Origin of the sequence: Bradyrhizobium sp. CCGUVB4N (genome assembly GCF_024199945.1) — a bacterium.
GTDB lineage: Bacteria > Pseudomonadota > Alphaproteobacteria > Rhizobiales > Xanthobacteraceae > Bradyrhizobium.
Genome location: NZ_JANADP010000001.1, coordinates 2,402,531 through 2,414,784 on the forward strand (window position 1 = coordinate 2,402,531; position 12,254 = coordinate 2,414,784).

Sequence of the window (12,254 nt, forward strand, 5' to 3'; positions counted from 1 at the left end):
CCGATGAATGCCCAGGCGCCAGCCTTAAGGGATCCCCGCCTCAACAGCCCCGAGCCGTTCACCCCGCGTGACGGCGGCTTCTTCCAGCGCGACCGCACCATCCATCCGCCGGCCTACGCGCCCGGCTACAAATCCTCGGTGCTGCGTTCGCCGCGCCAGGCGCTGCTATCGATCGAGAACTCGGTCTCGGAGATCACCGGGCCAGTGTTCGGCCACAACGATCTCGGGCCGCTCGACAACGATTTGATCCGCAATTACGCCAAGGACGGCGATCCCGTCGGCGAACGCATCATCGTCCACGGTCGCGTGCTGGACGAGACCGGCCGCGGCGTGCCGAACACGCTGGTCGAGTTCTGGCAGGCCAATGCCGGCGGCCGCTACCGGCACAAGAAGGACACCTATCTCGCGCCGATCGATCCGAATTTCGGCGGCTGCGGCCGCGCGCTGACTGACGACACCGGCTACTATTATTTCCGTACCGTGAAGCCGGGCCCCTATCCCTGGCGCAACTTCGTCAACAGCTGGCGTCCTGCCCATATCCACTTCTCGGTGTTCGGCTCGGGCTTTGCACAGCGGCTGATCACGCAGATGTACTTCGAGGGTGATCCGCTCATTCCGGTCTGCCCGATCCTGACGACAATCCCGGACAAGGACGCGCTCGAACGTCTGGTCGCGCCGCTCGACCTTAACGCCTCGACGCCGTTCGACTCGCTCGCCTATCGCTTCGACATTGTGCTGCGCGGTCAGCGCTCCACCTATTTCGAGAACCGCCCGGAGGGGAACTGAGCCATGCCGCAGCCGCTGAACTATCTCAAGGAAACCGCCTCGCAGACTGCCGGGCCCTACGTCCATATCGGCCTCATTCCGGCCATGGCCGGCTTCGACATTTTCGAGAAGAATTTTTCCAACGTGCTGGTGACGCCGAACACGCAAGGCGAGCGCATCACGCTGGAAGGCAAGGTGATCGACGGCAGCGGCTCGCCGCTGCGCGACGTTCTGCTCGAGATCTGGCAGGCCAACGCGGCCGGCCGCTACAATCATCCGGCCGATCGCTCCGCCGGCGCTTTGGACGGGGATTTTCGCGGCTGGGGCCGCGGCGGCTCGGATTTCGAGAATGGGCTCGTCACCTTCGAGACCATCAAGCCGGGCGCCATCACCGACAAGGCGGGGCGCAAATGCGCGCCGCACGTCAACATCTGGATTGTCGCGCGCGGCATCAATATCGGGCTCAACACGCGGCTTTATTTCTCCGATGAAGAAGCCGCAAACGCCGGCGATCCGGTGCTCAATCTGGTCGAACCTCCAGTGCGTCGCAAGACGCTGATCGCGACCCGCAGCGAGCGTGCCGGCAAGGTTGTTTATTCCTTCACGATCAATCTGCAGGGGCCCGACGAGACGGTGTTCTTCGACGTCTGACGATCCGGGGATCGTCGCGCCGGATCATTCCAGCCGGTCGCTTCGATTCACCGACCCGCGCGCGTTGAATTGTGGCGGTTGCTGACGCATCTCGCGCGATCCCGGCCGTTCCGCCGGATCGCGTCCCACTTTCGGCTTCAGTTCCGCCAGGTCAACGAAGATGTCCGCCTGCCGGCGCAGTTCGTCGGCGATCATCGGCGGCTGGCTGGCTAGCGTGGAGATGACGGTCACCCGGACGCCGCGGCGTTGCACCGCCTGAACCAGCGACCGAAAATCCCCGTCGCCCGAGAACAACACCATCTGATCGACGTGCCCGGCGAGCTCCATCGCCGTCACGGCGAGGTCCACATCCATGCTGCCCTTCATCTTGCGGCGGCCGGTGGTAGCGTCGACGAACTCCTTGGAGAACTTGGTGACGACGGTATACCCGTTATAGTCGAGCCAATCGATCAATGGGCGGATTGACGAGTATTCCTGATCCTCGATGACGGTCGTGTAATAGAAGGCTCGCAGCAACACGCCCCGGCTGCGAAATTCGCTGAGCAGACGCCTGTAATCGATGTCGAAACCGAGCGCCTTGGAGGTGGCATGGAGATTGGAGCCATCGATGAAGAGTGCGATCTTCTCAAACGAAGACATTATGCACGAAGCTCCAGTTTCGCATGGAAGCCGGCAGTTTCGACCGCGAGGGCTCGATGTGGCGGCCGGGAAACACGAAGGTGGCTACGGCCTGCTGAAAAGGCGGCGCAGACGACCGGACAGGGTGTGGCCGTCTTGCGCCAAGGTTAGGGAGGTCCCGTGCCACCAGCGCCTGGGCGCCGAATGCAGCCACGATAAGGCGTGGGCATTCCGGCCTCAATCGTACGGAGGTAAACGAATTCTATCAAAAGGGTTGGTCGTTCTATACGAAGGTAAGTAGAGGCGCCGGGAATAGGGGCGGGCCCGGTGCAAATTCACCCGATCCCGGTTATGGCCGCCTTCGACGTTCCCTTCGCCTGATCGGGAATGAGCCGGCCGCATCCGATGATGAGGCCGGCTCTCTTATCGTAGTTGAGCTTGCACCGCCGCGTTTTGTCGGCGGCGCGCCGGCTAGAAGCCGGTCGGTCCCACCGCGCCGATCCAGCGCTTGACCTTGTTGGGGTCCTTTTCGTCCATGTAGAAGAAATGGGCCATCGTCGGCCTCACGGCTGCGATGGTGGGATCGTCGAAGCGCATCGCGACCTTGCCGTGGAAGATCTTGAGCTCGGGACTATCCCAGAACTCGACGACATCATGGAGCGCGGTAAAGCCGCGGTCGATGAACTGCCGCAGATTATTGCGGATCGCCTCGCGGCCGTGCCAGTCGGCGACGCCGAGATTGCAGATCGCGTCTTCGGCGAAACAGTCAAAACCCTTGCCGAAGGTCTTGTCGTCGATCTCCTTCCACATCGCGAGAAGCCAGTCCGGCGGGGCGGTCTTGGTAAAAGTCTTGGTGGTCATGGTCTCTCCTCGAGGCTGGACAGCGGCAACATAACCGGGCAGGCTTTGGCGCAAATGCCAAAGAACCCTCGTTTCTCGCCAAGTTCGAGGTCGCGCACCACGCGGAACTCCGTGCGCGTGATCGAGGTGCTGGCCTATCCGTCGGTGCAACTGCTCGACGTCACCGGTCCGCTCCAGGTCTTCGCGACCGCCAACGAGCAGATCGCGGAGGCCGGCGGAACGCCGCCTTATGTGCTTCGCGTGGTGGCGAAAGGCCGCGCGTGTGTGACGGCATCCTCGGGATTGGAGATTGCAACGAAGCTGCTGCCGCGCGCCGGCAGCGGGCTGGACACGTTGCTGGTTGCGGGAGGCCCGGGCGTTGATGCCGCCGCCTCCGATCCGGTGCTGCTGGACTGGCTGCGGCAGCGGGTGAAGAAGGCGCGCCGCGTGACGTCGGTCTGCACCGGCGCGTTCCTGCTCGGTGCATCCGGCGCGCTCGACGGGCGCCGTGCGGTGACCCATTGGTCGTATTGCGCCGAGCTCGCGCGGCGTTTCCCGGCCGTGCGCGTCGAGCCCGATCCGATCTTCGTGCGCGATGGCGCGATCTGGACATCGGCAGGCGTGACGGCCGGCATCGATCTGGCGTTGGCCCTGGTCGAGGAAGATCTCGGCCGCGCCACGGCGCTGGCCGTGGCGCGTTATCTCGTCGTCTTTCTCAAGCGGCCCGGTGGGCAGGCGCAGTTCAGCGAGGCGCTGTCGCTGCAATCCGCCGAGGATGAATTCGGCGCGCTGCACCAGTGGATCGGCACGCACCTCGCCGGTGACCTCTCTCTGTCCAGGCTGGCGCACGAGGCCGGCATGAGCGAGCGCAGTTTCAGCCGCCATTATGCCAGGGCGACCGGACTGACGCCGCTTCGGGCCATCGAGCGGCTGCGGGTGGAAGCTGCGCGGCGAATGCTGTCGGAGACGCGCCTGCCGGTGAAGCGGATATCCCAGCGCTGCGGCTTCGGCTCCGAGGAGACCATGCGCCGCAGCTTCTTGCGCGTGCTCGCGACCGCACCGCAGGATTATCGACGAAGGTTCGGTACGTAAGTCCGATTGAGGATAGTTGAATGGGGGCCGGTCGACCCGGCCCCCATTCGTTACTCCACGATCGCAGTCACGATGCCGGCACCCACGGTCCGGTTGCCTTCACGGATCGCGAAGCGCGACCGCTCTTCGAGCGCGATCGCCTTGTTGAGCTCGATCGTGAGTTCGGCGCTGTCGCCCGGCATCACCATCTCGACGCCGTCGTCGAACTGGACGGTGCCGGTGACGTCGGCCGTGCGGAAGTAGAACTGCGGACGATAGTTCTTGAAGAAGGGCGTATGCCGCCCGCCTTCGTCCTTCGTCAGCACGTACACCTCCGCCCGGAACGCCTTGTGCGGCTTCGCGGCACCTGGCCGCGAGAGCACCTGGCCCCGCTGCACCGCCTCCCGGTCGATCCCGCGCAGCAGGCAGCCGACATTGTCGCCGGCCTGCCCCTGTTCGAGGATCTTCCGGTAGGTCTCGATGCCCGTCACCACCGACTTGCGCGTCTCGCCGAGGCCGACGATCTCGACCTCGTCACCCAGCTTGACCGTGCCGCGCTCGATCAGCCCGGTCACGACGGTGCCGCGGCCGGAGATCGACTGGACGCCCTCGATCGGCATCAGGAACGGACGGTCCTTGGGCCGATCGGGGACCTCGATGAAGGTATCGAGCGCCTCGAACAGCTTCAGGATCGCCTGATCCGCGAACGGACCCGTCTCGCCGCGCAGCGCCTGAATGGCCGAACCGCGGATGACCGGCACGTTATCCCCGTCGTAGTCATACTTCGACAGCAGATCGCGCACCTCGATCTCGACGAGATCGACGAGCTCCGGGTCATCAGCGACGTCGCACTTGTTCAGGAACACCACGAGGCGCGGTACGCCGACCTGTCGCGCCAGCAAAATATGCTCGCGCGTCTGCGGCATCGGTCCGTCCACGGCGGAGACGACCAGGATCGCGCCATCCATCTGGGCCGCGCCGGTGATCATGTTTTTCACATAATCAGCGTGGCCGGGACAGTCGACGTGCGAGTAGTGCCGGGCCGCCGTCGAAAATTCGACGTGGCTCGTCGCGATCGTCAGGATCTTGGAATCGTCACGCGTACCTTGCGCAGCCGATGCCTTGGCGACGTCCTGATAGGAGACGAACGCGCCCCAGCCGTAATCGGCCGAGACCTTCGTCAGCGCCGCCGTCAGCGTCGTCTTGCCATGGTCCACATGGCCGATCGTGCCCACGTTGCAGTTGGGCTTGAGGCGAGTGAACTTCTCTTTGGACATAGGACACCTGTGGTGCTCGAGCTCCCGTGCTGGATTTGCACGACTCGGGGCACCGCGAGAGCTCGTTCGGCACCCGGAGCCGTATCCGCTCCGGGCCGCTTCGATTGTCAGGTGTGACGTTCGTTCAGGCGCAAAGCAGATCCACGGCGGACGAGGGCATTAGCCCTCCCGTCATCATCAGCACTGATGCTTGCTGTGACTGCCGCATTGTCGGTTGCCTGATTACAAAGTGAGGCGCGTACATAAGGGATGGCTACGCCGTTTGCAAGAGGGCGCGAGCCGGCGGGCTATTCGCCGCCAAGCAGTTGCTCCCGAAACGCGCGCGGCGACAGCCCGGTGGCGGCGGCGTAGACCCGGCTGAAATAGGCGGGGTCCTCGAAGCCGAGCGCATACGCAATCGTCGAGACCGGCAGGTTGGTATAGACGAGGTTGCGGCGGGCTTCGCGGATCAGCCGGTTCAGGATCAGATGCGAGGCGGTGTCGCCGGTCGCTGCGCGTGTGATGCGGTTGAGATGGGTCGGCGTGATCGCCAGTGTGTTCGCATAGTCCGCAACGGTCCAGCGCTCCAGGTGATGTTGTTCGAGTAAGGCTTCGAAGCGGCGGAACAGATTTGATTCAGAGCTGCTACCGGTGCCGCTCTCGCCTGTCAGCGCGCGTGCCACGAGTCCGATCATGGCCGCCGACAACGCGCGCAACACATGCGCGCGGCCGAAATCGCGCGCGGCGTGCTCGGCAAAGATCTGCTTCATCGTCGCGCGGATCTGCGGCGTGCCGCGCACCACGGCCGATCGTGACAGCACGCCGCGCAGGCCCTCGGCGGCGAGCAGGGCCTCATCCAGGATTTCCGCAGCGATGGTCAGCACCCAGCCCTGGGTCCCCGGCACGAAGCGGAAGCCATGGACATGGCCGACCGGTACGTTGACGATCCGCATCGGCTTGAGCGGCGCCACACGTCCATCGAGCGTCGCTTCGCCGCCGCCGCGCTCGATCAGCAGCACCTGGTGCAGACGGGCGTGGCGGTGCACGGCGAGCGTCCAGTCGTGCAGCACGGAGCGCGACGCAATCGTCTCGCAATGGACGACGTCGGGCAGGTCACCGGCTTCGCCGAACAGATTGTAGACCCGGATGGCCGGGGCGGGGGCTGCGGTTCTCATGTTCGAATAGTACAAGACAATGACGAAACCCTCCATCGGTCCGGACTGCTGAATCTGCAAAAAGGTGCCGAGGGGAGGACGGAAAAATGAAAGTCCAGGTTTGCATCATCGGCGGCGGGCCGTCCGGGCTGCTGCTGTCCCAGCTCCTGCACCTGAAGGGCATCGACACCATCGTGCTGGAGAAGTACAGCCGCGAGCACGTGCTGGCGCGCATCCGCGCCGGCGTGCTCGAGCACGGGTTTGCCCGGCTGATGCGCGAGGCGCAATGCGGCGAGCGGATGGACCGCGAGGGCGAGATCCACAACGGTTTCGAGATCGCCCATGACGGCGTGCTCTCCCATATCGACCTGCACAGGCATTCCGGCGGCAATTCGGTGCTGGTCTACGGCCAGACCGAGCTGACGCGCGACCTCTACGAGGCGCGCGATCGTCTTGGCGGCAAGGTCGTGCACAACGCCGAGGACGTGACGCCGCATGATCTGACCTCCGCCCGGCCCTACGTGACGTATCGATTGAACGGCGAGGCGATCCGCGTCGACTGCGACTACATCGTCGGCGCCGATGGATTTCACGGCGTCAGCCGCAAATCGATCCCGAAAGACGTGCTGCGCGAATACGAGAAGGTCTATCCATTCGGCTGGTTAGGGGTGCTGTCGCGCACGAAACCGGTGTCGCCGGAGCTGATCTATGTGAAGCACGCGCGCGGCTTTGCGCTCTGCTCGCTGCGTTCACAGGTGCTGAGCCGCTATTACGTCCAGGTACCGCTGACCGACAAGGTCGAGGACTGGTCGGACGATGCGTTCTGGGCGGAGCTGAAGCGTCGCCTGCCCGACGAGGTCGCCGACCGTTTGGCGACCGGACCCTCGATCGAAAAGAGCATCGCTCCCTTGCGCAGCTTCGTCGCCGAGCCGATGAGCTATGGCCGCCTGTTTCTCGCCGGCGATGCCGCCCACATCGTGCCGCCGACCGGCGCGCGCGGGCTGAACAGCGCCGCCTCCGACATCTATTACCTCTACCACGCGATGCTCGCGCATTATCAGGATGGTGACGATTCCGGACTGGAGGGCTATTCCGCCAAGGCATTGGCGCGGATCTGGAAGGCGCAACGCTTCTCGTGGTGGATGACGATGATGCTGCACCGTTTCCCGGATCGCTCCGACTATGAAGACCGGCTGCAGCAGACCGAGCTCGAGTACCTGCTGTCGTCCGAGACGGCGCAGCGGTTGCTCGCGGAGAATTATGTGGGGCTGCCGTTCTAGGAGCCGGCCTTCACCCTCCCCTGGAGGGGGAGGGTCGATCGCGCGTAGCGCGAGCGGGGTGGGGTGACGGTCTCTCCACGATGAACAGTGCCCGCGGGGAGAGATCACCCCACCCCGTCTCACATTTTCGCTGCGCTTAATGTGAGCCGACCCTCCCCCTCCAGGGGAGGGTAAGAGGTCGCTACTTCCCTTCCAGCGTATTCACCGGTGTCCACTCGCCCGGCGGCGGATTCGTTGCCAGGGCTCGGGCACGCCTGGCAAAATACCGGCACGGCGGATCGTCAGCGGCGGCGCTTTCGAACAGCTCCGCCGCCTTGGCGAAGTCGCGCGCGCGCCAGCATGCAAGTCCCATGGCGTAAGCTGCCGCGCGGGTACCCTGCTCCTGCGTCTCCTGGTTCTTCTCGGCAAGCGGCTCGTACACCCTGATCGGCTCGTCGCGTCCCTGCACCCTGACCATGTCCAGCTCGCGCCAAGTGTAGGCGTTGCGGCTCAGGTTCACGGTCATCTCCGACGCCATGATCACGGTGCCGAAATATTTGTTGGCGCCTTCGAGCCGTGAGGCAAGATTCACGGTGTCGCTCATGACGGTGTAGTTGAAGCGCCGGCGCGAGCCGATATTGCCGACCACGGCTTCGCCGCTGTTCAGCCCGATGCGGTGGGCGAGGCCGCGGCCGCGGAATGCGGGATGGTTTTCGTTGAGCTCCTCGAGCCGGTCGCGGCATTGTAGCGCGGCCGCGACCGCGTTGCGTGCATGATCGGGATCGTCGGCCGGCGCGCCGAACATCGCGACGATGGAATCGCCGATATATTTGTCGACGTAGCCGCCATGGCTTTCGATGATGTCTGTCATGGCCGAGAGATAGTCGTTCATCAACGCGACCAGCTCGCTCGGCGTCATCTTTTCGGCGATCGAGGAGAAGCCGCTGAGGTCCGAGAAGAACATGGTGATGTTGCGCATCTCGCCGCCGAGCACCGGCATCTTGCCGGATGCGACCATGCCGTCGATCACCTCGGGCGCGAGATAGAACGCAAAGCTCTTGCGCAGGAAGCGTTCCTCACGGTCGGCGATCACGAAGCGGTAGCCGATCATCAGCGCGAGCGCTGCGAGACCCGCGAGCACCGGCTCGGTCAGGGGCAGCGCGATGGCATGCGTGAACGTGCCGACGGCGACGGCGGCGTAGGCGACGGTGAGCCCAAGCCAGGTGATCGCCGCGCCGGTCGGAGCGAGCAGGCAGGCGGCCGCGGCAATGATCGCCGCGAACGCAATTGTCAGGATCGTTCGCAGCGGGAAGCCGAGCTCGGTGATGGCATCGTGCTCAAGCAGATTTCGTACGACGGTGGCGTGGACGAAGACGCCGGCGACGGCGTTGCGGGCTTGTTGCGCCGCGCGCGCAGGCGCGGGCAGGGCGCATCGCGATCCGGGTGTCCCGTCATATCCACCGGCCAGGCGCATTGAGGTGAGCTTGCGGTCGTCGAAATTGAGGATGCTGCCGAGCAGCACGATCTTGCCGTCGAAGGCCCGGCGGAAGAACTCGGCATCTCCCTTTTCGACGCAGGCGCGCAAATCGGCGAAGGAATAGGCGGGGATGTCGCGGCCCATGCCGCGGAAGTTGAGCGTGAGCGTGTTGGGGACGATGCCTGGGATCGCGTAGCCGGACAAATTCGTCACGCCGGTCGGCCCGGTCTCGGGCTTGGCAGCGAGCGCGCGCGCGGTGAGTTCGACGGCCATTGCGGGAATCGGCTGGCCCGCGATGGAAAAGCTCAGCGGCATTCGCCGGATCACGTCGTCGGCGTCGGTATGGACGTTGAGCGCGCGGATGTTGTTTTTCACCGCCAGTTGCTGCGCGCGATCGGGCCGGTCCGGATGGTCGTTGCTGAGAATCTCGCCGAGCACGAGCTTGCCGCTGTCGGAGAGTTTTCGCAGGGCGATGAGATAGTCCCGGTCAAATCCCTTCACACGGTTGCCGAACGATGTGTCGCCAAAGGGAATTTCCGACTGCTCGATCGAGCTCGGAAAGATGACGTCAAATCCGATGACCTTGGCGCCGCCTTCGGTGATGCTTCCGAGCACCCGGCCGATCTCGCGCGTCCAGGTCTGGGTCGGCGATCCCTTGAAGGGCGGGGTCTCGTAGGTCTCGCCGTCGATCGCGACGACGACGACCGGCGATGTCGCGGGATCGCGGCGGTCGCCGATCAGCTTCCAGCGCAAGGCTGTGAGGATGTCGAGCGAGAGACCTTGCAGGGTCTGCAACGGCGGAGACGTGAAGGCCGCACCCGCAACGAGCGCAATCAGGATTGCCGCAACGATGTCCCGCTTGCCGATCCGCCGCATCGTTGCTGTCGCGGACCGTCTATTCGAGCCGCAGCAGACGGCCGACGATCGGCGTCGGCGACGCGGTCGCGCTGGCGTCGACCTGGAACGTGTAGCGCTTGGTGCCGAGCTTCGCGAGATAGCTGCCGCCCGGGGTCAGCGACTTGCCGGCCTTCGAGAGGTCGTAGAATTTTCCGGCGACCATGATGTCGCTCTTGAGCGGAAGGTTGATCGTGGGCTCCTTGCCGTCGGTGCGCTCGATCACCAGCGTGCTGCCGCTCTTGGCCTGGATCAGCGGCGCGACACCGTAAATCGTCGGCAGCTTGGCCGGTGAGCTATTGGCGTCGGCGCGCATGCTGCGGAACGTGGTCGCCGCGCTCTGGTTGGCCTCGCGCTCGGAGAGCTGCACGGCGTTGGCATCGCACGGCACCTTGACGCGCTCGACGTTGCCGAGCTGCACGGTGCTCTGCTCCGCGCCGACCAGCACGACGCCCTCGGTGATGGTCTCGCGCAGGCAGGATTTCAAATAGCTGAGCGTGACGCCTGCCTTGGGGCCGAGCTTGATGATCTTGCCGGGCGCCACGTAGTCCATGAACTCGATGCCGTCGACCTTGCCTTGCACGTCCTCGACGATGGCGGCGGGCGTCTCGGCAATGGCGGGACCCGCGAGGCAAAACACGCCGGCGATTGCGCCGATCAGGCTTCTCATGACTTTCTCATCCAGTTCGAACGATATACCCGACTGATCCACGTCCCGGCGGGAGCCTAGCAGTGGATCGCCCAGGCAAGTGTGATCAGAATCACTCTTGGTATTGGTGCACCCTAGCAGGAACTGGTTCAAACCGGTGATGGCAGAAAACGGCGCCGCGGCAAACCGTTACTGTTGGCGCATTGTCAGCCTGCCGCGGTGGCCTCGCCTGTGCGGTCCAGCTCCGGGCGGCCCCCGGTCGCCCCTAATATAAAGGGTGCGAGGATGGCCTCGGATTTTGGCAACGGCGTCGCAGTCGGCCCGGCGGCGATCGCTACCACCTCATCCCAGCGCGACAGGAAGGCCTCGACGCAGGCCGGGTCGAACTGCCGTCCCTGGTTCTCGACCAAATAGTCACGCGCCAGGTCCGGCGGCATCGGCTCTTTATATGGGCGCCGCGTCGTCAGGGCGTCGAAGACGTCGGCGACCGCGACCACGCGTGCAGCGACCGGGATCTCGTCCGCCCTGAGGCCGTTCGGATAGCCGGCGCCATCCCATCGCTCATGATGGCCTGCGGCAATTTGCGCACCGAGCTGGATCAGCTCGCAGCTGGAGTCGGCCAAAATCTTCTCGCCGATCGTGGCGTGGGTGCGGATCACCGCCATCTCGTCGTCGGTCAGCCGGCCGGGCTTGAGCAGGATGTTGTCGGGAATCGCGACCTTGCCGACGTCGTGCAGTGGGGCGGCGAGATAGATGTCGCGGCAGAGGCGGGGCGGGAGCCCGAGTTGCTCGGCGATGATCCGGCTGTAGCGCGCGACCCGCAGCGTGTGCTCGCCGGTGTCGTTGTCGCGGTACTCGACCGCGAGGGCGAGCCGCAGGATGATCTCCTCCTCGCGCTCGCCGAGCTTGCGCGTTGCGGCGGCGACTTCGCTCGCCAGATGGGCAGCGCGATCGTTGAGCTTGCGTACGGCTGCACCAAGCTGAATTAAATTCCGCAGCCGCACCGTCATCTCGACGCTCTGTGGTGCCTTGGGCAGGAAATCGGTTGCACCTGCCTGCAGCGCTTCCATTTTGATGTCGTCGGTCTGCCGCGACGTGATCATCGCGATCGGAATGTCGGTGCATCCCGGCAGCGTACGAAGCGTGCGGATGAAGCTGATGCCGTCCATGTGCGGCATTTCGTAGTCGACCAGCACGAGATCGAAGACGCGCTCGCGCGCGCAAGCCAGCGCCTCGACGGGATCGAGGAAGGTGGCGGCCTCGACGAGGCCTTCCGCTTCGATATGACGTTTCAGGAAATTGAGGACGGAGCGGCTGTCATCAACCAGAAGCGCTTGGGTCAGCATCGGCGGCCGGACTCGTTCGGATGCGAGGCGTGACCTCAACAGATAGCTCGCGCGATTTAACGCGGAGCAAACGTCCATGCCGCGTCAAACTGCCTCAACGTTGCGCGCAGCGCATGAGATTTGCGCCGGCTATGCACGCATGCATGCACACGCGAAGTTTCTGGGAATGTGACCCGTAGTTGTACGGAGGATTCCATTAGGGGTTTGCACACTCTCGGACGCGAATAGTCATCGTGCGGGATTCGCGCGATGCGTGCAGTGAGTCCCGAGGAAT

Annotated in this window: 11 protein-coding genes; 4 read left to right on the plus strand and 7 right to left on the minus strand. The window is 64.5% G+C overall.

The window, feature by feature from the left end:
• Positions 1–3 precede the first annotated feature (3 nt).
• Positions 4–786, plus strand: a complete 783-nt coding sequence (gene pcaH / locus NLM31_RS10800) for a protocatechuate 3,4-dioxygenase subunit beta (RefSeq protein ID WP_254129145.1) — start codon at positions 4–6, stop codon at positions 784–786.
• Between the two features lie 3 nt (positions 787–789).
• On the plus strand, positions 790–1,416 hold the full coding sequence (gene pcaG, locus NLM31_RS10805; protein ID WP_254192212.1) for a protocatechuate 3,4-dioxygenase subunit alpha: 627 nt from the start codon (positions 790–792) through the stop codon (positions 1,414–1,416).
• Positions 1,417–1,440: 24 nt separating this feature from the next.
• Here the strand turns inward: pcaG and NLM31_RS10810 are convergent, their stop codons facing one another.
• Positions 1,441–2,055: an NYN domain-containing protein gene (locus NLM31_RS10810; protein ID WP_254192213.1), complete on the minus strand. Its 615-nt coding sequence runs from the start codon at positions 2,053–2,055 to the stop codon at positions 1,441–1,443.
• A gap of 450 nt (positions 2,056–2,505) precedes the next feature.
• Positions 2,506–2,895 carry a nuclear transport factor 2 family protein gene (locus NLM31_RS10815; RefSeq protein ID WP_254192214.1) on the minus strand — a complete coding sequence of 130 codons (390 nt, stop codon included), beginning with the start codon at positions 2,893–2,895 and terminating at the stop codon, positions 2,506–2,508.
• 54 nt (positions 2,896–2,949) lie between these two features.
• Between NLM31_RS10815 and NLM31_RS10820 the strand changes: the two genes are divergently transcribed.
• A complete protein-coding gene (locus NLM31_RS10820; RefSeq protein ID WP_254192215.1) occupies positions 2,950–3,966 on the plus strand; it encodes a GlxA family transcriptional regulator in 1,017 nt (338 codons plus the stop codon).
• A 50-nt stretch (positions 3,967–4,016) separates the two neighbouring features.
• On the opposite strand, the gene tuf is transcribed toward NLM31_RS10820, so the two are convergent.
• Positions 4,017–5,222 carry an elongation factor Tu gene (tuf, locus tag NLM31_RS10825; protein WP_254192216.1) on the minus strand — a complete coding sequence of 402 codons (1,206 nt, stop codon included), beginning with the start codon at positions 5,220–5,222 and terminating at the stop codon, positions 4,017–4,019.
• 287 nt (positions 5,223–5,509) lie between these two features.
• Positions 5,510–6,412, minus strand: coding sequence for a helix-turn-helix domain-containing protein (locus tag NLM31_RS10830; protein ID WP_254192217.1), 903 nt, complete (start codon positions 6,410–6,412; stop codon positions 5,510–5,512).
• A gap of 50 nt (positions 6,413–6,462) precedes the next feature.
• Here NLM31_RS10830 and pobA point away from each other — a divergent pair, with 50 nt between their 5' ends.
• The gene (gene pobA, locus NLM31_RS10835; RefSeq protein WP_254192218.1) at positions 6,463–7,635 is read left to right on the plus strand and encodes a 4-hydroxybenzoate 3-monooxygenase; all 1,173 of its coding nucleotides are present in this window, start codon (positions 6,463–6,465) and stop codon (positions 7,633–7,635) included.
• A gap of 181 nt (positions 7,636–7,816) precedes the next feature.
• Here pobA and NLM31_RS10840 read toward each other — a convergent pair whose 3' ends face one another.
• The 3 genes from NLM31_RS10840 to NLM31_RS10850 form a co-directional block, all read right to left on the minus strand.
• A complete protein-coding gene (locus tag NLM31_RS10840) occupies positions 7,817–9,967 on the minus strand; it encodes a CHASE2 domain-containing protein (RefSeq protein ID WP_254129152.1) in 2,151 nt (716 codons plus the stop codon).
• A gap of 19 nt (positions 9,968–9,986) precedes the next feature.
• Positions 9,987–10,655, minus strand: coding sequence for a hypothetical protein (locus NLM31_RS10845; protein WP_254129153.1), 669 nt, complete (start codon positions 10,653–10,655; stop codon positions 9,987–9,989).
• A gap of 185 nt (positions 10,656–10,840) precedes the next feature.
• Entirely contained in the window at positions 10,841–11,980 is a 1,140-nt protein-coding gene (locus NLM31_RS10850; RefSeq protein WP_254192219.1) for an HD-GYP domain-containing protein, read from the minus strand.
• Positions 11,981–12,254 lie beyond the last annotated feature (274 nt).